Genomic DNA, 22,210 nt, shown 5'->3' on the forward strand with positions numbered 1-22,210 from the left:
ACATGTCGATAACGTCGATCTCGGCGCAATTCGCGCGCGCTTACCTGGCTCGGGGTTCGATTACTCGCTCGGTTGCGCCCGCGCTTCGCGCGCGCTTACCTCGCTCGGGGTTCGATTACTCGCTCGGTTGCGCCCGCGCTTCGCGCGCGCTTACCTCGCTCGGCGGGCCAGCCTTTCGGAGTCCGAAATCAGCACACTCTTGCCCTCCAGACGGATCCAGCCGCGGTGTGCGAAATCGGCCAGCGCCTTGTTCACCGTCTCCCTGGACGCGCCCACCAGCTGGGCGATCTCCTCCTGGGTCAGGTCGTGGGTGACCCGCATCGCGCCACCCTCCTGGGTGCCGAACCGCTGGGCGAGCTGCAGCAGCTGCTTGGCGACCCGGCCGGGCACGTCGGTGAAGATGAGGTCGGCCAGGTTGTTGTTGGTGCGGCGCAGCCGTCGGGCCAGCACCCGCAACAGCTGCTCTGCGATCTCGGGTCGATCGGCGATCCACGCCCGCAACGCGTCGCGGTCCATCGACACGGCCCGCACCTCGGTGATGGTGGTCGCGCTGGAAGTCCGCGGGCCCGGGTCGAAAATCGACAACTCACCGAACATGTCCGACGGCCCCATGATCGTCAGCAGGTTCTCCCTGCCGTCGGGTGACCGACGGCCGATCTTCACCTTCCCCGAGACGATGATGTACAGCCGGTCGCCCGGCTCACCCTCGGCGAAGACCGTGTGCCCACGGGGGAAGTCGACGGGTTGCAGTTGCTTGGTCAGCGCGGCGACGGCGCTGGGCTCAACCCCTTGGAAGATTCCTGCCCTTGCCAGGATCTCGTCCACATTGCCTCTTCAGATTTCCAATGATTGCGCTACGGGCAGGTTAATCCCGTGCTCGCGTGCTGAGTCTAGCGGTAGGACATTTTGTCCAACGTGCAACGCTACACACGATTGCCGTGTCGAGTGGCCTTAAACTGCGGATTGATCGGCGAATGCGCGTGTATTCGCGTCGGCAATGTCAGCTCCGCATGGTCGATGAAGCTGGCGGCAAACGAGGGTGCCGCGTGCCGCGGCCGGGCCGTGATCCCGGCGAGCGCGGCTTCGGACAGTTCCCAGGCCTCGCGCCGGTGCAGGTATTCCACCGCCTCCGGCATGCCCTCCCGGGCCAGGGTGCGCATGTCGACGAGCTCGACGCGCTCGAAAAGCTCGGTGACCGCCAGCACCGCGACGTCATCGCGGGAAAGGCCCCGTTCGAGCCGTCCCAAGCCGAGCGCCGCCAGCATCAGCAGCCCCGGAACGACGGCCACCAGCAACCATGACACAAGGAGAGTAAACAGGCCCTTCAATCAACACGAGGTCTCGGCGGGATCACGAAATCAGTACTCTGTCGTAGGTGACAGCGGCTAAGTCGTCCGGGCGAACGAAGTCCACGCCGGCAGCTGCGGGCGGCGATGCCGCGCGGCGCTGGTCGGAGGAGACCCAAACCGGCTTGGTGCGACGGGCCCGGCGGATGAATCGGGCGCTGGCGCAGGCCTTTCCGGACGCGCACTGCGAACTCGACTTCACCACGCCGCTCGAGCTGACGGTCGCCACCATTCTGTCCGCGCAGAGCACCGACAAGCGGGTGAACCTGACGACGCCGGCGTTGTTCAAGCGATACCCGTCGGCGCTGGACTACGCGCAGGCGGACCGCGACGAGCTGGAGACCCTGATCCGCCCGACGGGGTTCTTCCGGAACAAGGCGACCTCCCTGATCGGACTGGGGCAGGCCCTGGTCGAACGGTTCGACGGCGAGGTGCCCTCCACCATGGAGGAGCTGGTCACGCTGCCCGGGGTGGGCCGCAAGACCGCCAACGTGATCCTGGGCAACGCCTTTGGCGTTCCCGGCATCACGGTCGACACCCATTTCGCGCGGCTGATGCACCGGTGGCGCTGGACCGCCGACAAGGACCCGGTCAAGATCGAGCGCGCGGCCGGCGAACTGATCGAACGCAGCGAGTGGACCATGTTGAGCCACCGCGTGATCTTCCACGGCCGCCGGGTGTGCCACGCGCGCAAGCCCGCGTGCGGGGTGTGCGTGGTGGCCAAGGACTGCCCGTCCTTCGGCCTCGGGCCCACCGAGCCGCTGCTGGCCGCGCCGCTGGTGCGGGGCCCGGAAACCGAGCACCTGCTGGCCCTGGCCGGCCTGTAGGGCACGGCGTTGACGCGCACCACGCGCTGGACGATCGCGATCCTCGCGGTGGTGGCGGCGCTGACCGCGGCCCTGGTGGCCCAGCTGCGCGACGAGTCCGCGACGCCACCGCGGCCCGGCGTGACCATGCCCGACCGCGAACACCGCGACGCCGACACGGCGGCGGCGCTGGCGGGCCCGCGGCAGCGCGCCGACCTGCCGCCGTGCCCCGCCGCCGGTGAGGCTCCCGGCCCCCAGGCGCTGCGCGGTGTCACGGCCGAGTGCGCCGCGGACGGTTCGGTTGTCGACGTCGCCCGGGCGCTGGCCGGGCGCCGGGTGGTCCTCAACCTGTGGGCGTACTGGTGCGCGCCATGCGCGGCCGAACTGCCCGCGATGGCCGAGTATCAACGGCGGGCGGGGCCGGACGTGGTGGTGGTGACCGTGCATCAAGACGAGAACGAGACGGCCGCATTGCTGCGCCTGGCCGAGCTGGGCGTTCGGCTGCCGACGCTTCAGGACGGCCGCCGTGGGGTCGCGGCGGCGCTGGGCGTGGTAAACGTGATGCCTGCGACGGTGGTTCTGCGGCCGGACGGTAGCGTTGCCCAGATGCTGCCAAGGGCTTTCGGCAGTGCCGATGAGATCGCCGCAGCGGTCGGAAACGACAAGGGATAAGCCGTACATTGGACCGACTGGAGCGCCCGGTGACTGTTGGGGGCACGCCCCCGCCTGCGGAAGGTGGGACCCCGGCCGACGCGCGCGGGACGGTTCCGCTGGCGCCCAGTGCCTCCCCGGCGTGGCTGCGCCCGCTGGTCGACAACGTCGCCCGGATGCCCGATGCGTACCGGCGCCGGCTACCGGCCGACGTGCTGGCGATGATCACCGGCGAGGCCGTGTCGTCGCTGTCGGCGATGCGCGGCAGTGGCCGCGAGGCCGCCGTCCTGGTGCTGTTCTCGGGGCCGGAGTCCGCGCCGGGCGACGGGGGTGTCCCCGACGACGCCGACCTGCTGGTCACCGTGCGGGCCTCGACGCTGCGCCACCACGCCGGGCAGGCGGCGTTTCCCGGCGGTGCCTCCGATCCCGTCGATGACGGTCCGGTGGCCACCGCGCTGCGCGAAGCCCGGGAGGAGACCGGCATCGACGTGTCCCGGTTGCGTCCCCTGGTCACCATGGAACGCACGTTCATCGCGCCGTCGCGGTTCCACGTGGTCCCGGTGTTGGCCTACTCGCCCGACCCCGGGCCGGTGGCCGTCGTCAACGAGGCCGAAACCGCGATCGTGGCGCGAGTCCCGGTGCGCGCGTTCATCAATCCGGCAAACCGGCTGATGGTGTACCGGGGTGACCTCGGCCGCCGCTGGGCCGGACCGGCGTTTCTGCTGAACGAGATGCTGGTCTGGGGATTCACTGGCCAGGTGATCTGTGCGATGCTCGACGTCGCCGGCTGGGCCCAGCCCTGGGACACCACCGACGTTCGCGAATTGGACGCGGCGATGGCGCTGGTCGGCGAGCAGGGTGGATCCCCGCGATGAACATGAATTCGATGACCCCGTCGCAATGGCTTGACGTGGCCGTGCTGGCGGTCGCCTTCATCGCGGCCGTCTCGGGCTGGCGTTCCGGCGCGCTGGGCTCGTTGCTGTCGTTCGTCGGCGTGTTGCTGGGCGCCATCGCCGGTGTGCTGCTTGCCCCCCATCTCGTCAGCCACATCGCCGCGCCCCGGGCCAAGCTGTTCGCCGCCCTGTTCCTGATCCTGGCGCTGGTCGTCATCGGCGAGGTCGCCGGGGTGGTGCTGGGACGGGCGGTCCGCGGCGCGATCCGCAGCCGCATGATCCGGACGGTCGACTCGTTCATCGGGGTGGGCGTTCAGCTGGTGGTGGTGCTGACCGCGGCCTGGTTGCTGGCGACGCCGCTGACCCAGTCGAAGGATCAGCCGGAACTGGCCGCCGCGGTGCGTGGTTCGCGGGTGCTGGCCCAGGTCAACGAGGTCGCCCCACCGTGGCTGAAGACGGTGCCCAAGCGGCTGTCGGCCCTGCTGAACACCTCCGGCCTGCCGGCGGTGCTGGAGCCGTTCAGCCGCACACCGGTGATTCCGGTCGCCTCGCCCGACCCGGCCCTGGCCAACAACCCGGTGGTGCAGGCCACCGCGCCGAGCGTCGTCAAGGTGCGCAGCCTGGCGCCGAGCTGCCAGAAAGTGTTGGAGGGCAGCGGATTTGTGATCGCCCCGGACCGGGTGATGACCAACGCGCACGTGGTCGCCGGTTCCAACAGCGTGCAGATCTACGCCAGCGGCAGCCCGCTGGACGCCACCGTCGTGTCCTACGACCCGTCGGTCGACATCGCCATCCTCGCGGTCCCCAACCTGCCGCCGCAGCCGTTGGCGTTCGCGCAGAACGAGGCCAAAACCGGTACCAGCGTCGTGGTGCTGGGCTATCCGGGCGGCGGCAACTTCACCGCGACGCCGGCGCGCATCCGCGAGGTGATCAAGCTCAGCGGGCCCGATATCTACCGCGATCCCGCGCCGGTGACCCGCGACGTCTACACCATCAGAGCCAATGTGGAGCAAGGCAATTCGGGCGGACCGCTGATCGACCTGAACGGTCAGGTGCTCGGCGTGGTGTTTGGTGCGGCCGTCGACGATCCCGACACCGGATTCGTGTTGACGGCCGACGAGGTGGCCGGTCAGCTCGCCAAGATCGGCGACACCCAGCAGGTGACCACCGGGTCCTGCGTCAGCTGACCGCGTTGTCGAGGAACTTCATCAAGTGTCTGTTGACTTCCTCGGGCGCCTCTTCGTGACTGAAATGCCCTGCGCCGGCGATGGATACGTAACGTCCCTGCGGGGCGTAGCGCTGCGTGCGGTCGACCGGGTCGGCGAGCACGTAGGGATCGGCGTCGCCATGCAGGTGTAGCAGCGGCACGCTGAGCTGCTGGCACATCGATTTCATGAAGCGGCGGCCTTCGTCACGCAGCTGGCTGCGCACCGCCCAACGCTGGTATTCCAGCGCGCAGTGCGCCGCGTACGGAATCTGGATGGCCATCCGCAGGTGCCGGATGGACTCGGAAAAGTCCTCGGAGGCAAGCCATTTGGCGCTGCTGCGGCGGCGAACGAGGCGCTCGATCTCGGCCGCGTCGTCGCGGGTCAGCAGGCGCTCGGGCCAGATGGGCAGCTGGTAGCGCAGCAACGTCGGTAGCAGCGCGTAGCCCTGGTCGCGCCGGGTCAGCGTGGAGCGGCGCAGCGCCGCCGGGTGCGGCGAGCTGATCAGCGCGATGGCCGAGACCAGCCGCGCGTGCAGCAGCGCGGTGGCCCAGCAGGTCAGCCCGCCGTCGGCGTGACCCACCAGCGTCGCCGACGAGTGCCCCAGCGCGCGGATGAGGCCGGCGGTGTCGCCGGCGAGCGTCCAGCCGTCGTAGCCGCGGGGTGGCTTATCGCTGCCGCCGTAGCCGCGCAGGTCGACCGCGACCACCCGCGCGCCGCTCAGTCCACGCAGCTGGTGACGCCACGACCACCAGAACGAACCGAAGCCGTGCAGCAGCATCACCAACGGTCGGGCCGTGGGCGGCGTGGCCGTGTCGGCGTCGTCGGGCAGGGCCTCCACGACGTGGAACCGGATGCCGTTGGCGTGCACGTCGAAGTGCCGCCATGGCCCGTCGATGCGGGTAACCGACGGATCCGGCGGCGCCATCTACCAACCCGAGGGATCGGGTTCGGGCTTCTCGTGCTTGCCGTGCGCGGCGAGCTGCTTGGCCGGTCCCTGCGGTTTGTCGTGGCCCGGGGTGAGGGCGGTTCGCGTCTCCTTGACCGATTCGATGGTTTCCCGCGGTCCCCGGATCCGGCGCACCTTGAGGAAGCCCAGCAGCGCCAGCAGGGCCCCGACCACCACCTGGATTCCGAACACGATCAGGAAGGCCACCCACCGCCACAGCCAGGTGTCGAGCAACTCGGCGACGAAGAAGAAGAAAAAGAACGTGGAGTAGAACAGCACCACCAGCGCGGCGATGAAGAACACGCTGCCGGTCAGGCCCTTCTTGACGTCCCGGGTGATCTCCGCCCGGGCCAATTCGACCTCGGCCCGCACCAGCGTGGACACCTGCGTGGTCGCGTCCTTGATCAGGTCGCCGATCGACGGCTCGGCGGGCCGGGCGTGCGGGTCGGTCAGGGGGATCGTGGTCAGGGTGCTGGGCACACCGTTCTTGCCGTCGGCTTTGCTCACAGACGGTCCCCTCTTTCGTCGTCGGCCGGGCTCAACTCGTTGCGGTTCATGTTGCCATGCGGCGCTATGCCAGACGAGGCCAGCCGAAGACGGCGCCCGGACGAACGTCGAATCGGCGGCGACCGGCGGCGACGTTCGCGCCCGGTCGAAGCGATCCGGCAAACTCGCTCGGCACGACCGGCGAGGCGCCGGGCCGACTAGACTGGCCAAGCCGGTTCGGGTCCGGCCTGTCGATGGGAGTGGTGCTGTGCAGACGGCGCACCGGTGCTTCGTGGCGGCAATGGCGGCGGTCCTCGTGGCCCTGGTGGGCTGCCCCGCACGCGCCGCGGCGGCCGATGTCAGGATCCCGATGGGTGGCGGCGCCGGCATCGTCATCAACGGGGACACGATGTGCACGCTGACCACCATCGGGGGCGATACCGCCGGTGAGCTGATCGGATTCACCTCCGCGCACTGCGGCGGTCCCGGCGCCCAGGTCGCCGCCGAGGGGGCCGAAAACGCCGGGACCCTGGGCACCATGGTGGCCGGCAACGACAACCTCGACTACGCGGTGATCAAATTCGATCCGGCCAAGGTGACGCCGACCGCCAACTTCAACGGCTTCGTGATCAACGGCCTCGGCCCGGATCCGGCCTTCGGCGAGATCGCCTGCAAGCAGGGGCGCACCACCGGAAACTCGTGCGGCGTCACCTGGGGGCCGGGCCAGGACCCCGGCACCATCGTCATGCAGGTCTGCGGCCAGCCGGGTGACTCCGGGGCGCCGGTGACCGTGAACAACATGCTGGTCGGCATGATCCACGGGGCGTTCAGCGACAACCTGCCGACCTGCGTCATCAAGTACATCCCGCTGCACACGCCGGCCGTGGTGCAGTCGTTCAACGTGATCCTGGCCGACATCAACGCCAAGCACCGGCCCGGTGCGGGATTCACGCCGCTACCGGCCTGAGCCGGCTACTTCGCGGCTTGGATCGCGTCGAAGACGCCGGGGTCGAGCAGCGTCGACGTGTCTCCGAGCTCCCGCTTTTCGGCGACGTCACGCAGGAGCCTGCGCATGATCTTGCCGCTGCGCGTCTTGGGCAGCTCGGGCACCACGTGGATCTCCCGCGGCTTGGCGATGGGTGAGATCTCCCGGGCCACCTCGGCGCGGAGCTCCTCGACGACCCCATCGTGCACCTCGTACTCGGCGCACAAGACGACGAACGCGCAGACGGCCTGGCCCGTGGTCTCGTCGGTTTTCGCGACCACCGCGGCCTCGGCCACTCCGTGGTGGCCGACGAGCGCCGACTCCAGTTCGGCGCTCGAGAGCCGGTGCCCCGACACGTTCATTACGTCGTCGATGCGGCCCACCACCCAGATGGCGCCGTCGCGGTCGTAATAGGCGCTGTCGCCGGCGAAGTACCAGCCCTGCTCGGCGAACCTGGACCAGTAGGTCTCGACGTAGCGCTCGGGGTCACCCCAGATGCCGCGCAGCATGGACGGCCACGGCTGGTCCAAGACGAGGTAGCCGGTGACGTGTTCGCCGTGATGGACGGCCGGCGTCAGGTGATCGCCGTGGTCGTCGACGATGCTCGCGGAGATGCCCGGCAAGGCCCTCATCGCCGAACCCGGCTTGGCCGCGGCGACCCCGGGCAGCGGGGAGATCATCGCGGAACCGGTCTCGGTCTGCCACCAGGTGTCCACGATCGGAAGGCGCTCGGCGCCGATCACCTTGCGGTACCAGCGCCACGCCTCGGGATTGATCGGCTCGCCCACCGTGCCCAGCAGCCGCAGGCTGGACAGGTCGTGCGCGTCGGGGATCTCGCGACCCCACTTCATGAACGTACGGATGAGCGTGGGCGCGGTGTAATAGATTGTCACGCCGTATTTTTCGATGATCTCGAAGTGCCGGTGCTGGGTCGGCGTGTCGGGTGTGCCCTCGTAGAGGACCTCGGTGGCGCCGTTGGACAGCGGGCCGTAGACACCGTAGGTGTGTCCGGTGACCCAGCCGATGTCGGCGGTGCACCAGAACACGTCCGTCTCGGGCTTGAGATCGAAGACGTAGTAGTGCGTGTACGAGCTCTGGGTCAGGTACCCACCGCTGGTGTGCACGATGCCCTTGGGCTTGCCGGTGGTGCCGGAGGTGTACAGCAAGAACAGCGGCTGCTCGGCGTCGAACGCCTCCGGGGTGTGCTCGGGCGACGCGGCGTCGACGGCCTCGTGCCACCACAGGTCGCGGTCGTCGTCCCAGGACACGTCGATTCCGGTGCGCCGCACCACCAGGACGTGCTCGACGGGACTGTCCGCATCCGAGACGGCCTCGTCGGCCGCGTCCTTCAGCGGTGCCGGCTTGCCGCGGCGGAACTGCCCGTCGCTGGTGATCAGCAACTTGGCCTGCGCGTCGGCGATGCGGGCGCGCAACGCCTTCGCGGTGAAGCCGGCGAACACGACGCTGTGCATGATGCCCAGCCGGGCGCAGGCCAGCATCGCGATCACCGCTTCGGGGATCAGCGGCATGTAGATGGCGACGCGGTCGCCGGCGACCAGGCCCAGACCGGTCAGCGCGTTGGCCGCCTTGCACACCTGCTCCTGCAGGTCGGCGTAGGTCAGGCTGCGGCTGTCGCCGGGCTCGCCCTCCCAGTGGATCGCGACCCGGCCCCCGTTGCCCGCCTCCACGTGGCGGTCCACGCAGTTGTAGGCGACGTTGAGCTTGCCGTCACCGAACCACCTGGCGAACGGGGCGTCCGACCAGTCGAGCACCTCGGTGAACGGCGTCGCCCAGGACAGCCGGCGCGCCTGCTTGGCCCAGAAGGCCAACCGGTCCTCGTCGGCCTCGCGGTAGAGCTCCTCGCCCGCGTTGGCCTGCGCGACGAACGCGGTGGCCGGGGGAAACGACGACGGGCCTACGGCGTCGGTGGTGGTCACTGGCTTCCTCCTAGTGTCGAGGCTCGTCGATCGTCAGAGAGCCTAGCCCTACAAGGTGAAATGCAACGCCCGAAATGGAGCTCAAAGCGCGCGCGGATGGCGGATAATCACCGGTGTGCCGGGTCAGGGGCGGCGGATTCGCCGACTAGTTCCCAGCTTTGTCACGGCCACAACGGGTTACGCGGCCACCGCCATGCTCGGGATTCCGGCGTGGGCCATGCCGACCGACACCGCCGACGCGCCGACCCCATGCTGGTCGGACCAGATCGCCGTCACCGCCTCGCCGGCTCAGGCCGCCGTGGGCCACCGCGCGACCACCCTGGTGTTCAGCCTCGCCGGCGGCGCGGAGCCGTGCACGCTGACCGGCTACCCCGGGGTCGACTCGGGTGCCGGTGGGCCACTCATTCATGCGCAACCCACGCCGCGCGGCTACATGGGCGGCCTGACGGTGGGCGCCGACTCACCGCCCACCGTCATCCTGTCCCTGTCCACCCAGGCGCAGGCCGTCGTGGAGGGCGTCGCCATCGACGCCAACGGCGATCCCTGCCCCGCCTACACCGAGTTGCTGGTCAACCCCCCGGACACGACCGTGGTGCTGACCGTGCCGGTCGCCATCGACGCGTGCGTGCTGCAGGTGCACCCGGTCACGCCCGTCTGAAGCGGCGTCACGAGTCGGCCCTTGCCAGGCAATAGACGCGGGCCGGCTCCGGGTAGCTGACGCCCTTGGACCCTTCCGGGCATCGGGTTTTGTCCGTGCTGCCATCGATGCGCTGCACGACCTTCACCTGTAGGGCTCCGGAATGGGACTGGCAGTCACCGAGTCGCATCGTCATGTCAGCGGCGCCCGGGTTCGGCATTTGGTAGCACTGTCCTTCTTTGAGATTGAAGGCGAAACACAGGATCGAATCGTCGTCCGTGAAACGGTCGTACACGGAGTGATCGCGTTTGCCGTCGGGGCATGTCGCCGAGGGGCCGCCTTTGAAGGCGAGCTCATAGACAGCCGCCGGGTTGGCGCAGTCATTGTCCGGCCGGGACGCGAAATGCTCTGCCTTGAAAGTCGATTGATTCACACATTCGCCCACCCGCATCGACGTGTTGTGGGCTCGCTCGGCCTGGCTTGATGCGGCGCGCGCAGCGTGGAGGAGGATGTTCAGCGCGCCCAGCCCCAGCAGGACGATACCGATGGTGATCAGCGCGGTGGCCGACTTGCCCGCCGTCGCCCGGGGCGGCACGACGGGCGGGTAACCCGGGTATGGCGCCGGAGCGGGATACGGGCCCGGATATCCCATCGCCGGAGGCGGTGGCGGGTAGCCGGCGAGGTACGGCGGCGGATAGGCAAGCGGCCGCCGACGCCGGCGCGAGCGCTCCCACACGCCGATGATCAGACACGCCAACCCGATCGCGGGGACGCCGAACGTGAAGATCATTTGCCCCGCTAGTAGACCCGGTCTCTCCGAAGCCAGATACGCGACAGTCACGACGGGATTCTAAATTCGCGGACCCGCGCCGGGCACTTCACCGCCGGCGCCGTGACAGGCCCTAGGGTCGGGTGTCATGCGTCGGATGTGGGCCGCCTTGCCGGTCTTCGTCGCCGCCGGCTTCCTGGCGGCCACCTCGCTGACCGCGTGCGGCGGCGGGGCGCTGACCCCTGAGTCGGTGGTGGTGAACGGTGGGGAGCCGCCCAACCCGCTGGTTCCGACCGCCACGAACGACAGCCTCGGGGGGCGGATCCTGGATCGGCTGTTCGCCGGCTTGGTGTCCTATGACGCCGCCGGCAAGCCGTCGCCGGAAGTGGCGCAGTCGATCGAGACCACCGACAACATCGACTACCGGATCGTTCTCAAGCCCGGCTGGAAGTTCACCGACGGCTCGCCGGTGACGGCGCATTCGTTCGTCGACGCGTGGAACTACGGGGCGCTGAGCAGCAATGCCCAACTGCAGCAAAGCTTTTTCAGCCCGATCGTCGGGTTCGACGACGTCGCGGCCGCCAAGCCCAGCGCGACCACTATGTCCGGACTGCACGTGGTCAACGACCTGGAGTTCACCGTCCGGCTCAAGGCGCCGACCGTCGACTTCACGTTGCGGCTGGGACACAACGCGTTCTATCCGTTACCGGACAGGGCTTTTCGCGATATGGCGGCGTTCGGCCGCAACCCGGTCGGCAACGGCCCGTACGAATTGGCGGACGGTCCCGACGGGCCGGCCTGGGAACACAACGTCAAGATCGACTTGAAGCCCAATCCCGGCTACCACGGCAACCGAAAGCCGCATAACAAGGGCGTGCGGTTCGAGTTCTACGCCAACCTGGACACCGCCTACGCCGACCTGCTGTCCGGAAATCTCGATGTGCTGGACACGATTCCGTCCAGCGCGCTGACGATCTACAAGCGCGACCTGGGAGGTAATGCCGCCAGTGGACCCGTCGCGGTCAGCCAATCGCTCGACACGCCGTTGCGGCTACCGCATTTCGGGGGCGAGGAAGGACGACTGCGCCGCTTGGCGTTGTCGGCGGCCATCAACCGACCGCAGATCTGTCAGCAGATCTTCAACGGCACCCGCAGCCCGGCCCGGGATTTCACCGCGAGCTCGCTGCCCGGATTCGACCAAAACATCCCGGGTAACGACGCGTTGGACTTCAAACCCGAACGGGCGCGCCAACTCTGGGCGCAGGCCAACGCGATCTCGCCATGGAGCGGGCGGTACTCCATCGCATACAACGCCGACAGCGGGCATCAAGAGTGGGTGGACGCGGTGGCCAACAGCATCAAGAACGTGCTCGGCATCGATGCCGTCGGCGCGCCGCACCCCACGTTCGCGGGCTTTCGCACCCAGATCACCAGCCGCACCATCGATACCGCATTCCGCGCGGGCTGGATCGGCGACTACCCGTCGATGATCGAGTTCGTGGCCCCGCTGTACGCCACCGGAGCGGGATCCAATGATGTTGGATACTCGAGCCGGGAGTTCGACGCCGGGCTGGCCGCCGCGGAGGCCGCCCCCAACCTGCAGCGGGCCGATGTGCTGGTCAACGAGGCCCAACGAATCCTATTGCGCGACATGCCTGCTGTGCCGCTGTGGTACTACATCGCGGTGGTCGGGTGGTCGCCGCAGGTCAGCGGTGTCAAGCTCACCTGGAACGGTCTGCCCGACTACGAGAACATCGGCAAGGCCTGAGCCATGGGCTGGTACATCGCTCGCCGGATCGCCATCATTGTGCCCGTCTTCCTCGGTGCCACGCTGCTCGTCTACGGCATGGTGTTCCTGTTGCCTGGTGACCCGGTCGCCGCGATCGCCGGGGACCGCCCGCTCACGCCCGAGGTCGCCGCGCAGTTGCGGGCACGCTACCACCTCGACGACCCGTTCATCGTGCAGTACCTGCGCTACCTCGGCGGCGTGCTGCGCGGCGACTTGGGCCGCTCCTACTCCGGCCTGCCGGTGAGTAGCGTTCTGGCCCATGCCTTTCCGGTCACGCTGCGGCTCGCACTGATCGCCCTGGTCGTCGAGGCGGTGCTCGGTATCGGCTTCGGGGTGATCGCCGGACTGCGCACCGGCGGCCTGTTCGATGCAGGCGTGCTGATCGTCGGCCTGGTCATCATCGCGGTCCCCATCTTCGTCCTGGGGTTCCTGGCCCAATTCGTCTTCGGGGTGAAGCTGGGCATCGCGCCGGTCACGGTGGGCGAGCGGTCGACGTTCGGGCGTCTGCTGCTGCCCGGGATCGTGCTGGGTTCGGTGTCGTTCGCCTACGTGGTGCGGTTGACCCGGTCGGCGGTGGCCGCCAACGCGCAGGCCGATTACGTCCGCACCGCGACCGCCAAGGGGTTGTCCCGGCCGCGTGTGGTGGCGGTGCACATTCTGCGCAATTCGCTGATCCCGGTCGTCACGTTCCTGGGGGCCGACCTGGGGGCGCTGATGGGCGGAGCCATTGTGACGGAAGGCATTTTCAACATCCACGGCGTCGGCGGTGTGCTGTATCAGGCCGTCACCCGGCAGGAGGCGCCGACCGTGGTGTCGATCGTCACGGTGCTGGTGGGGATCTACCTGATCACCAACCTGGCCGTCGACCTGCTGTATGCCGCCCTGGACCCGAGGATCCGGTATGGCTGAGCCATCGGCAAGGCGCAGCGGCTTCTGGCGGGACACGTGGCGCGGGTTGCGCGGGCGCCCGAAGTTCGTCGTCGCCGGCCTGCTGATCCTGTTCATCGTGCTCGTCGCGATATTCCCGGCGCTGTTCACCGGGGCCGATCCCGGCTACGCCGACCCCGCCCAGAGCCTGCTCCCGCCGTCGCGCGCGCATTGGTTCGGCACCGACCTGCAGGGCCACGACGTCTACGCCCGCACCGTCTACGGCGCGCGGGCCTCGGTCACCGTCGGCGTCGGGGCGGCCCTGGTGGTGTTCATCGTCGGCGGCGCGCTCGGCGCGCTGGCCGGCTTCTACGGCGGCTGGGTCGACGCGGTGGTCTCGCGCGTCAGCGACGTGTTCTTCGGGTTGCCGCTGCTGCTCGCCGCGATCGTGCTCATGCAGGTCATGCGGCATCGCACGGTGTGGACCGTGATCGCCATCCTGGCGTTGTTCGGCTGGCCGCAGGTGGCCCGCATCGCGCGCGGAGCGGTGCTGGCGGTGCGCGCCAGCGACTACGTCCTGGCCGCAAAAGCTCTGGGGCTGAGCCGCTTCCAAATTCTGCTGCGCCACGCGCTGCCCAACGCCCTGGGGCCGGTCATCGCGATGGTCACCCTCGCCCTGGGCGTCTTCATCGTCACCGAGGCGACGCTGTCCTACCTCGGTGTCGGGCTGCCGAGCACGGTGGTGTCCTGGGGCGGCGACATCAACCTGTCCCAGACGCGGCTGGGGGCCGGTTCGCCCGTCCTGTTCTATCCGGCCGGCGCACTGGCGATCACGGTGTTGGCCTTCATGATGATGGGCGACGCGCTGCGCGACGCGCTGGATCCGGCGTCCCGGGCGTGGCGGCCATGACGGGGGGACCGCTGCTGGCCGTCGAGGGGCTCGAGGTCAGCTTCGGCGATCAGGCCGCCGTGTGCGGCGTGGATCTGGTGGTCCTGCCCGGGCAGACCGTCGCGGTGGTGGGCGAGTCGGGTTCCGGGAAATCCACCACGGCCGCGGCGATACTGGGGCTGCTCCCGCCCGGCGGCCGGATCACCGCCGGGCGCATCCTCTTCGACGGATCCGACATCGCCGCGGCCGACCGCCGGAGGCTGCGGGCGATCAGGGGCCGCGAGATCGGCTACATACCCCAGGACCCGACGACCAACCTCAATCCCGTCTGGAAGGTCGGCTTCCAGGTCTCAGAAGCGCTGCGGGCCAACACCTCCGATCGCCGGACGCGGGAACGCGCGGTGGAGCTGCTGGCCCGGGCGGGCATGCCGGACCCGGCGAAGCAAGCGGGCCGCTACCCGCATCAGCTGTCCGGGGGCATGTGCCAGCGGTCGCTGATCGCGATCGGATTGGCGGGCCGGCCGCGGCTGCTGATCGCCGACGAGCCGACCTCCGCGCTGGACGTGACCGTGCAGCGGCAGGTGCTCGACCACCTGCAGGGGCTCACCGGCGAACTCGGCACCGCGCTGCTGCTGATCACCCACGACCTTGCGCTGGCCGCCGAACGCGCCGAGTCCGTGGTCGTGATGCGCGCCGGGGTTGTGGTGGAATCGGGTGCGGCGGAGGCGATCCTGCGTGACCCGCAACACGACTACACCCGGCGGCTGGTGGCCGCGGCGCCGTCGCTGTCGGTCAAGAGTCCGGCCCGGCCCACGGGTCACCGGGCGTCCGGCGACATCCTCGTCGCCTCGGAGCTGACCAAGGTCTACCGCGAGTCGCGCGGGTGGCGGCGAATGCGGCACGCGGATTTCCGTGCCGTCGACGGGGTTTCGTTTCGGCTGCGGCGGGCGAGCACCCTGGCCATCGCCGGGGAGTCGGGTTCGGGCAAATCCACGCTGGCGCGGATGGTGCTCGGCCTGCTGTCGCCGACTTCGGGCACGGTCGTCTTCGACGGCGCCCGCGTCGACGCCGCACTGAGCCGGGAGCAGCAGTTGGCCTTCCGGCGGCGGGTGCAACCGGTGTTCCAGAACCCTTACAGCAGCCTGGATCCCATGTACACGGTGTTTCGCGCCATCGAGGAACCGCTGCGCATCCACCGCGTCGGTGACCGCGCGCAGCGCGAGCGCGCGGTGCGCGTGCTCGTCGACCAGGTCGCGTTGCCGTCGTCGGTGTTGGGGCGGCTGCCCCGCGAGCTGTCGGGGGGCCAACGGCAGCGGGTGGCGATCGCCCGGGCGCTGGCGCTGCGCCCCGACGTGCTGGTGTGCGACGAGGCGGTCTCCGCGCTCGACGTGCTGGTGCAGGCTCAGATTTTGGAGTTGCTGGCCCGCCTGCAGGACGAACTGGGCCTCGCCTACCTGTTCATCAGCCACGACCTGGCGGTGATCCGGCAGATCGCCGACGAAGTCCTGGTGATGCGCGCCGGCCGCCTGGTGGAGCAAGCCGCCACCGAGGAGCTGTTCACCAGGCCGCGGCACGAGTACACCCGTCAGCTGCTGGAGGCCATCCCGCGCGCGCCGGCGCCACCGGGATAGGTTGGCAACCTGTGACGGCTGATCCACTGGCTCCACTGATGGAGTTGCCGGGCGTGGCCGAGGCCAGCGACCGGGCCCGCGACGCGCTGGGCCGCGCCCACCGTCACCGGGCCAACCTGCGCGGCTGGCCGGTGACCGCGGCCGAAGCGGCGTTGCGGGCGGCCCGCGCGTCGTCGGTGCTGGACGGCGGACCCGTACGGCTGGAAGACCTCGCGGACGCGGCGGTGGTCAGCGATCCGGTGTTCGGTGGGGCGCTGCGGGTGGCCCAGGCGCTGGAAGGCGGCGAGGGTCCGTTGGTCGGTATCTGGCGGCGGGCGCCGCTGCAGGCGCTGGCCCGGCTGCACATGCTGGCGGCGGCCGACCAGGTCGACGAGGAGCGGCTGGGCCGGCCGCGCGCCGATACCGGCGTCGCGCAGCGGCTGGAGTTGCTGGCGGAGTTGGTCAGCGGCGGCACTCAGGCGCCCGCGCCGGTGGTCGCCGCGGTCGCGCACGGCGAACTGCTGACGTTGCGGCCGTTCGGCAGCGCGGACGGCGTGGTGGCCCGCGCCGTATCGCGGTTGGTGACCATCGCCAGCGGGCTGGATCCGCACGGACTGGGTGTGCCCGAGGTGAGTTGGATGCGCCAGCCCGCCGACTATCGCGACGCGGCCCGGGGCTTCGCCGAGGGCACCGCGGCCGGGGTGGGCGGCTGGCTGGTGCTGTGCTGCCGGGCGATGCGCTCCGGTGCGCAGGAGGCGCTGACGATCGCCGAGTCGATGTCGGGTCGATAGCTGGACCGGTGACCGGAGACCACGTAAAACCCGGCCGGACAATGCAAAGCGGGCGACGTCCCGAAGTATTCGGTCCGCCGCCCGCTAGCACGGAACTCGGTTACCATGCGTGCATCTCGGGGCTGCGTGGGTTGGCCTCGGCGATCTTGCGATGCTTCCGGTCGCAACCCCACCCAAAGGGCCGTCGACACCGTCCACAATTCGCAATTACGCAGGCCCGCAACACTTCTGCCATTATCGCGGCTATGACTCCGCGTGGGTGCCGAGCACCGTGCTGGGCGCCCGGGTCGGGAGATCGAACCTTCTCTTCCGGATCGACCTAGGCCTCACCGGGCTTCCGTGGTTCCTTTGTACTACTAGACCCTTAGCGCAGCAAGGCCCAATTTTGTTCAAAATTGCGGAGCGGCGCCGGAAATGCGTTTGCTGCGTAGCCCCGCGTGCGGGCTAGAACGCGAAGCGGCGCAACAGCGAATAGGTGACAGCGCCGGCGGCCAGCGCACTGACGCCCACCGCGGCGGTCGTCGCGATCGCCGCACCCGACGGCGCCGGGATGCGGTCGCGCAGCGACACCGGCCGCGAGAAGGACAGCACGGGCCACCCACGCTCGACGGCTTCCCGGCGCAGCCCGCGGTCGGGGTTCACCACGCTGGGATGCCCTACGGATTCGAGCATCGGCAGGTCGGTGATCGAGTCCGAGTACGCGTAGCAGTGCTCCAGCGGGTAGCCCTCCCGGGCGGCAAGCTCGCGAATCGCCTGGACCTTGCCCTCGCCATAGCAATAGAACGCGATCTCGCCGGTGTACCGGCCGTCCTCGACCACCATGCGGGTCGCCATCGCGTGCGTGGCGCCGAGCGCCCGGGCGATCGGGGCCACGATCTCCTCGCCGGAGGCGGAGACCACGACGACGTCGCGGCCGCACAGCTTGTGGGCGGCGATCAGGTCCGCGGCTTCGGCGAACACCAGTGGCGTGACGATGTCGTGCAGCGTTTCGTTGACGATCGACTTGACCTGTTCCACATCCCAACCGGCGACCATGTTGGTCATGTGGATGCGCATCCGGTCCATCTGGTCATGATCGGCGCCGGAGAGCAGGTAGATGAACTGGGCGTAGCTCGACTTGAGCACGGCGCGGCGGTTCAGCAGTCCCTGGTTGAAGAACGGTTTGCTGAACGCCAGGGTGCTGGACTTGGCGATGATCGTCTTGTCCAAGTCGAAGAAGGCCGCGGTGCGGGCCCGGGGAGTCGTGTGCTGCTCATCGGCCGGGTCGAAGACGGTCACGGGCCCAGCATAGGTCGGTGGTCCGCCGGCGCCGCGGTCTCGGGCCCGAAATGGCCGCTCAGCAAAGTGGGACCTACGGTAACGGCAGTGTTCTTGCGGCTCAACGTGTTCTTTCATAGAAAGAGCTATTGCGTTACCGCGGCTTGGCATGTGTATAGTAAGCATTACTCGGCCTGAGCCGAGGGTGTATCAGCCCGACCCCCCGGGGCTGATGCACGACGACCCTCGCCTCCTCCCCCCCTGGCGGGGGTCGTCCCCTTTCTGGGGTCAGTTCCGCTCATACGGGCCGCGCGGCGCGGCCGCAAGAGTAGTTGCGGACATTCCCTCTTCTGCGCGCCGGCCGACGTCTTTGTGCACACTTGCGTCTCTATCCCCAAAATCGGCGTTTGGGACTGGTGTCCAACATCACGGGCCCGCAGAGTGGGCGCGTGACGAGCACACCTCAGGCCGAAGTGGCGACCGCCGCGGGCGTGCTGGCGGTGTTGGCGGACGCGGAGCTGCGCCGGGAATTGGATCGCGTGGCCGCGGCCGTCGGCGTCCGCGTCGTCCATTCCGGCGGCGCCGTGAGCCGCAAGACGTGGTCCGCGGCCGCGGCCGTGGTGTTGGACGAGGCGGCGGCCGAGCGGTGCGTACGGGCGGCGTTGCCGCGCCGCGCTCACGTGATCGTGTTGACGGCCGCCGACCCGGTGACCGCGACGTGGGCGGCGGCCGTCGCGGTCGGTGCCGGGCAGGTGTTGCGGCTGCCCGAGCAGGAGCGCGGGTTGGTGCGCGCGCTTGCCGAGGCGGCCGATGCGTTCGCCGACGACGGGCCGCGCGGCGATGTCGTGGCGGTCATCGGAGGGTGCGGCGGGTCCGGTGCGTCGTCGCTGACCGTCGCCGTCGCCCAGGCCGCCGCGGAGGCGCTGGTGGTGGATCTCGACCCGTGGGGCGGCGGGATCGACCTGCTGCTGGGCGCCGAGACCGTGGCGGGCCTGCGCTGGCCGGACCTGGCGGTGCAGGGCGGCCGGCTCAATTGGTCGGCCGTGCGTGCGGCGTTACCCCGGCACCGGGGCGTCAGCGTGCTGTCCGGCACGCGGCGTGGGTACGAGCTGGCGCCCGGGCCGGTGCGCGCGATCGTCGACGCCGGCCGCCGGGGCGGGGTGACGGTGGTCTGCGACCTTCCCCGTCGCCTTACCGATGCGGTGCAAGCCGCGCTGGACGCCGCCGACCTCGTCGTCGTGGTGAGCCGATGCGATGTGCGCGCATGCGCGGCGACGGGTGCGCTGGCTCCGGTGCTGGCCGCCGTCAACCCCAACCTGGGATTGGTGGTGCGGGGCCCGTCGCCGGGCGGGTTGCGGGCGGCCGAGATCGCCGACATCACCGGGTTGCCCTTGCTGGCCTCCATGCGAGCCGAGCCGCGAGTCGCCGAGCAACTCGAGCGCGGCGGCCTGCGGGCCGGACGGCGCTCCGCGCTGGCGGCGGCGGCGCGCCGGGTGCTCGCCGTGCTGCCGCGGGCGTCGTCGGGGTCGGCACGAAACGGTAGGGCCGCGTGAGCGGCTCGCTGATCGACCGGGTGCGCGAGCGGCTGGCCGCCGAATCCGCCCCGCTGGGGCCGGCGTTGGGGCCGAACGTCGTCGCCGCCGCGATCCGCGCCGAGTCCGGCGGGATGCTCGGGGACACCGAGGTGCTGGCCAATCTGCGGGTGCTGCAGACCGAGCTGACCGGCGCCGGCATCCTCGAGCCGCTGTTGTGCGCGGACGGCACCACCGACGTCTTGGTCACCGCACCGGACGCGGTGTGGGTCGACGACGGAGACGGCCTGCGGCGCACGCAGGTCCGGTTCGCCGACGAGGCGGCGGTGCGGCGCCTGGCGCAGCGGCTGGCGCTGGCCGCCGGCCGGCGCCTGGACGACGCGCAGCCGTGGGTGGACGGCCAGCTGACCGGCATCGGCGCCGGGTTCACCGTGCGATTGCACGCGGTCCTGCCTCCCGTGGCGGTCGCGGGCACGTGCTTGTCGCTGCGGGTGCTGCGGCCGGCCAGCCAGGACCTGGCGGCCCTGACCGCGTCGGGCGGCCTGGCGCCCGAGGCCGCGGCCCTGGTCGCCGACATCATCGCCGCCCGGCTGGCCTTCTTGGTGTGCGGCGGAACCGGTGCGGGCAAGACGACCCTCTTGGCGGCGATGCTCGGGGCCGTCGCGCCGACCGAACGGATCGTCTGCGTGGAGGATGCCGCCGAGTTGGCGCCCCGGCATCCGCACCTGGTGAAGCTGGTCGCGCGGTGCGCCAACGTCGAAGGCGTGGGCGAAGTGGGCGTGCGCCAGCTCGTTCGCCAGGCCTTGCGGATGCGGCCGGACCGGATCGTGGTCGGCGAGGTGCGCGGCGCCGAGGTGGTGGATCTGCTGGCGGCCCTGAACACCGGCCACGACGGGGGAGCGGGCACCGTGCACGCGAACAACCCCGCGGAAGTTCCCGCCCGGCTCGAGGCGCTGGGCGCGCTGGGCGGTCTCGACCGGGCGGCGCTGCACAGTCAACTCGCCGCCGCAGTGCAGGTGCTGTTGCACGTCGGACGGGATCGGAGCGGGCGGCGCCGGCTCGGCGAAATCGCCGTGCTGCGCCGGGTTGCCGGGCGGGTGCGGGCGGTCACCGTGTGGCATGCCGACGCCGGCATGACCGACGACGCCGCGCTCCTGCGCCGGTTGCTGCACAGCCGGATGCCGGCGTGAACGGCCCCGCCGCCGGAGTGCTGTTGGCGCTCGCGCTCGTCGTCCTTCCGTCGTCACCGCGGTACCGCCTCGCACCCGTGACGTCACGCCGCCGAGGGCGCCCCCTGGCCGGGCCGCGCGGGGCGGCCTGCCTCGTCGCGGGTGCGGTGGCCGTCGCCGCGGTACTGCTGCCGTTGACGACGGTGCTGGCCGTGGCCGTCGTGGGCGCGACCGCGAACCTGCGCTACCGCCGCCGCCATCGCATCCGCCGCGCCGTCAGCGAGGGCCGGGCGCTGGAAGGCGCACTCGACGTGCTCGTCGGTGAACTGCGGGTCGGCTCCCATCCGGTGCGTGCGTTCGCGGTGGCCGCCGGGGAATCCGCGGGCGCGGTCGCGGAGTCGCTTCGCGCGGTCGCGGCCCGCGCCAGATTGGGGGCCGACGTCGCCTCGGGCCTGCGGGCCGCGGCGCGGTCGTCGACCCTGCCCGCGCATTGGGATCGTCTGGGGATGTGCTGGCAACTGGCCAGCGACCACGGCCTGGCCATCGCCACCCTGATGCGCGCCGCGCAGCGCGATATCGCGGAGCGGCAACGCTTCTCGGCGCGGGTGACGTCGAACATGGCCGGCGCGCGGGCGACCGCGGCGATCTTGGCGGCCCTGCCGCTGCTCGGCGTGCTGCTGGGTCAACTGATCGGGGCCCGGCCGCTGGCCTTTCTGGTCAACGGGCACGCCGGGGGATGGTTCTTGGTCGTCGGTTCGGCCATGGCGTGCGGGGGGATGTTGTGGGCCGACCGCATCACGGATCGGCTCGGGTCGTGACGGCGGCCGCGGTGTTGCTGGCGGTGGCCGCGTGGCTCGGTCCCGGCCCAGCACTGGTCCGGGCGCGGGCGCGCGCGCCGGTTCGCGAGAATCGGGCCCGCAGCGGGCCGGGGCCGGCGCGGGGCGACGATCCGCTGGCGGTCGCATCCTGTTTCGACGTGCTGGCCGTGTGCCTGGGCGCGGGTATGGCGGTGGCCACCGCGGCGTCCGCCGCGGCATCGTGCGCGCCGCCGGAGTTGGCCCGCGTGCTGCGGCGCGCGGCCGACCTGCTGGCGTTGGGCGCGGATCCCGTTGCGGCGTGGACGGTTACGGCCGGTCCGCGGGCCGACCCGGCCGATGCGCAGGTGGAGGCGCTGCTGCGGCTGGCCCGGCGCTCGGCGGCCTCGGGCGCCGCGCTGGCCGAGGGTGTCGCCGAATTGGCAGACCAATCCCGCCACAACGCCGCGCACGCAGCCACCGCCACCGCCGAGCGCGCCGGGGTGTTGATCGCCGGGCCGCTCGGATTGTGCTTCCTGCCGGCGTTCGTCTGCCTGGGCATCGTTCCCGTGGTGGCCGGGCTCGCCAGCCGGGTATTGCAGTCGGGATTATGGTGAAGAGGAAGGAAAGCGTTGCTGCACAACATGTTTCGGGACCTGGTGGCCCGTGTGACGGTTCTGGCGTCCGACGAGGGGGGCATGTCCACTGTCGAGTACGCCATCGGCACCATCGCCGCCGCCGCCTTCGGTGCGATCCTGTACACCGTCGTGACCGGCGACTCCATCGTGTCGGCGCTGACCCACATCATCGGTCGCGCGCTCAGTACCAAGGTCTAGCGGACAGTGCGG

General features: G+C 70.3%; 23 protein-coding genes. 16 read left to right on the forward strand and 7 right to left on the reverse strand.

All coding sequences use genetic code 11. From position 1 onward, the window contains the following. Positions 1-150: 150 nt before the first annotated feature. A complete protein-coding gene (crp, locus tag A5692_RS24945) occupies positions 151-825 on the reverse strand; it encodes a cAMP-activated global transcriptional regulator CRP (RefSeq protein WP_007166630.1) in 675 nt (224 codons plus the stop codon). 98 nt (positions 826-923) lie between these two features. Next, on the reverse strand, positions 924-1,304 hold the full coding sequence (locus A5692_RS24950; protein ID WP_068061402.1) for a hypothetical protein: 381 nt from the start codon (positions 1,302-1,304) through the stop codon (positions 924-926). Positions 1,305-1,492: 188 nt separating this feature from the next. Between A5692_RS24950 and nth the strand changes: the two genes are divergently transcribed. From nth to marP, 4 genes are read left to right on the forward strand one after another with little or no spacing between them, the layout of a single operon-like run. Then, positions 1,493-2,173 (forward strand): endonuclease III, encoded by a 681-nt coding sequence (nth, locus tag A5692_RS24955; RefSeq protein WP_067918857.1) that lies wholly within the window; start codon positions 1,493-1,495, stop codon positions 2,171-2,173. A 9-nt stretch (positions 2,174-2,182) separates the two neighbouring features. Continuing rightward, positions 2,183-2,824 carry a TlpA disulfide reductase family protein gene (locus A5692_RS24960; protein WP_068061405.1) on the forward strand — a complete coding sequence of 214 codons (642 nt, stop codon included), beginning with the start codon at positions 2,183-2,185 and terminating at the stop codon, positions 2,822-2,824. A gap of 29 nt (positions 2,825-2,853) precedes the next feature. Continuing rightward, the gene (locus A5692_RS24965) at positions 2,854-3,678 is read left to right on the forward strand and encodes a CoA pyrophosphatase (RefSeq protein WP_068061409.1); all 825 of its coding nucleotides are present in this window, start codon (positions 2,854-2,856) and stop codon (positions 3,676-3,678) included. A gap of 11 nt (positions 3,679-3,689) precedes the next feature. Further along, on the forward strand, positions 3,690-4,883 hold the full coding sequence (marP, locus tag A5692_RS24970; RefSeq protein ID WP_102420061.1) for an acid resistance serine protease MarP: 1,194 nt from the start codon (positions 3,690-3,692) through the stop codon (positions 4,881-4,883). On the opposite strand, the gene A5692_RS24975 is transcribed toward marP, so the two are convergent. Both A5692_RS24975 and A5692_RS24980 read right to left on the reverse strand, forming a co-directional pair. Beyond that, positions 4,876-5,829, reverse strand: a complete 954-nt coding sequence (locus A5692_RS24975; protein ID WP_068061412.1) for an alpha/beta fold hydrolase — start codon at positions 5,827-5,829, stop codon at positions 4,876-4,878. The genes marP and A5692_RS24975 overlap by 8 nt on opposite strands. After that, complete coding sequence (locus tag A5692_RS24980; protein WP_068061415.1) at positions 5,830-6,357, reverse strand: phage holin family protein; 528 nt, start codon at positions 6,355-6,357, stop codon at positions 5,830-5,832. Positions 6,358-6,604: 247 nt separating this feature from the next. Here A5692_RS24980 and A5692_RS24985 point away from each other — a divergent pair, with 247 nt between their 5' ends. Then, on the forward strand, positions 6,605-7,303 hold the full coding sequence (locus A5692_RS24985; RefSeq protein ID WP_156766263.1) for a serine protease: 699 nt from the start codon (positions 6,605-6,607) through the stop codon (positions 7,301-7,303). A 5-nt stretch (positions 7,304-7,308) separates the two neighbouring features. On the opposite strand, the gene acs is transcribed toward A5692_RS24985, so the two are convergent. Further along, complete coding sequence (gene acs, locus A5692_RS24990; RefSeq protein ID WP_068061420.1) at positions 7,309-9,258, reverse strand: acetate--CoA ligase; 1,950 nt, start codon at positions 9,256-9,258, stop codon at positions 7,309-7,311. 115 nt (positions 9,259-9,373) lie between these two features. Between acs and A5692_RS24995 the strand changes: the two genes are divergently transcribed. Beyond that, entirely contained in the window at positions 9,374-9,916 is a 543-nt protein-coding gene (locus A5692_RS24995; protein ID WP_197514563.1) for a DUF4232 domain-containing protein, read from the forward strand. 7 nt (positions 9,917-9,923) lie between these two features. On the opposite strand, the gene A5692_RS25000 is transcribed toward A5692_RS24995, so the two are convergent. Further along, entirely contained in the window at positions 9,924-10,490 is a 567-nt protein-coding gene (locus A5692_RS25000) for a hypothetical protein (RefSeq protein WP_231984452.1), read from the reverse strand. Between the two features lie 322 nt (positions 10,491-10,812). Between A5692_RS25000 and A5692_RS25005 the strand changes: the two genes are divergently transcribed. From A5692_RS25005 to A5692_RS25025, 5 genes are read left to right on the forward strand one after another with little or no spacing between them, the layout of a single operon-like run. Next, complete coding sequence (locus A5692_RS25005) at positions 10,813-12,432, forward strand: ABC transporter substrate-binding protein (protein ID WP_068061430.1); 1,620 nt, start codon at positions 10,813-10,815, stop codon at positions 12,430-12,432. Positions 12,433-12,435: 3 nt separating this feature from the next. Continuing rightward, the gene (locus A5692_RS25010) at positions 12,436-13,362 is read left to right on the forward strand and encodes an ABC transporter permease (RefSeq protein WP_068061434.1); all 927 of its coding nucleotides are present in this window, start codon (positions 12,436-12,438) and stop codon (positions 13,360-13,362) included. Beyond that, the gene (locus A5692_RS25015) at positions 13,355-14,230 is read left to right on the forward strand and encodes an ABC transporter permease (protein WP_068061437.1); all 876 of its coding nucleotides are present in this window, start codon (positions 13,355-13,357) and stop codon (positions 14,228-14,230) included. The genes A5692_RS25010 and A5692_RS25015 overlap by 8 nt, the downstream gene beginning before the upstream one ends. Further along, positions 14,227-15,840 carry an ABC transporter ATP-binding protein gene (locus tag A5692_RS25020; protein ID WP_068061567.1) on the forward strand — a complete coding sequence of 538 codons (1,614 nt, stop codon included), beginning with the start codon at positions 14,227-14,229 and terminating at the stop codon, positions 15,838-15,840. The genes A5692_RS25015 and A5692_RS25020 overlap by 4 nt, the downstream gene beginning before the upstream one ends. 11 nt (positions 15,841-15,851) lie before the next feature. Next, entirely contained in the window at positions 15,852-16,610 is a 759-nt protein-coding gene (locus A5692_RS25025) for an oxidoreductase (protein ID WP_068061440.1), read from the forward strand. A 444-nt stretch (positions 16,611-17,054) separates the two neighbouring features. Here A5692_RS25025 and A5692_RS25030 read toward each other — a convergent pair whose 3' ends face one another. Beyond that, entirely contained in the window at positions 17,055-17,888 is an 834-nt protein-coding gene (locus tag A5692_RS25030; protein ID WP_068061442.1) for an HAD-IB family hydrolase, read from the reverse strand. Between the two features lie 479 nt (positions 17,889-18,367). Here A5692_RS25030 and ssd point away from each other — a divergent pair, with 479 nt between their 5' ends. Genes ssd through A5692_RS25055 form a run of 5 tightly spaced genes read left to right on the forward strand, consistent with a single transcriptional unit; the run spans position 18,368 to position 22,198 of the window. Further along, positions 18,368-19,420 carry a septum site-determining protein Ssd gene (gene ssd, locus A5692_RS25035; RefSeq protein WP_082963068.1) on the forward strand — a complete coding sequence of 351 codons (1,053 nt, stop codon included), beginning with the start codon at positions 18,368-18,370 and terminating at the stop codon, positions 19,418-19,420. Continuing rightward, positions 19,417-20,589: a TadA family conjugal transfer-associated ATPase gene (locus A5692_RS25040; protein ID WP_068061444.1), complete on the forward strand. Its 1,173-nt coding sequence runs from the start codon at positions 19,417-19,419 to the stop codon at positions 20,587-20,589. The genes ssd and A5692_RS25040 overlap by 4 nt, the downstream gene beginning before the upstream one ends. Continuing rightward, positions 20,586-21,386: a type II secretion system F family protein gene (locus A5692_RS25045; protein ID WP_068061447.1), complete on the forward strand. Its 801-nt coding sequence runs from the start codon at positions 20,586-20,588 to the stop codon at positions 21,384-21,386. The genes A5692_RS25040 and A5692_RS25045 overlap by 4 nt, the downstream gene beginning before the upstream one ends. Continuing rightward, positions 21,383-21,979: a type II secretion system F family protein gene (locus A5692_RS25050; protein ID WP_197514564.1), complete on the forward strand. Its 597-nt coding sequence runs from the start codon at positions 21,383-21,385 to the stop codon at positions 21,977-21,979. Before A5692_RS25045 ends, A5692_RS25050 begins: the two co-directional genes overlap by 4 nt. Positions 21,980-22,006: 27 nt before the next feature. After that, positions 22,007-22,198 (forward strand): DUF4244 domain-containing protein, encoded by a 192-nt coding sequence (locus A5692_RS25055; protein WP_068061576.1) that lies wholly within the window; start codon positions 22,007-22,009, stop codon positions 22,196-22,198. Positions 22,199-22,210 lie beyond the last annotated feature (12 nt).

The sequence above is a fragment of the Mycobacterium sp. E342 genome (assembly GCF_001667665.1).
Classification (GTDB): domain Bacteria; phylum Actinomycetota; class Actinomycetes; order Mycobacteriales; family Mycobacteriaceae; genus Mycobacterium.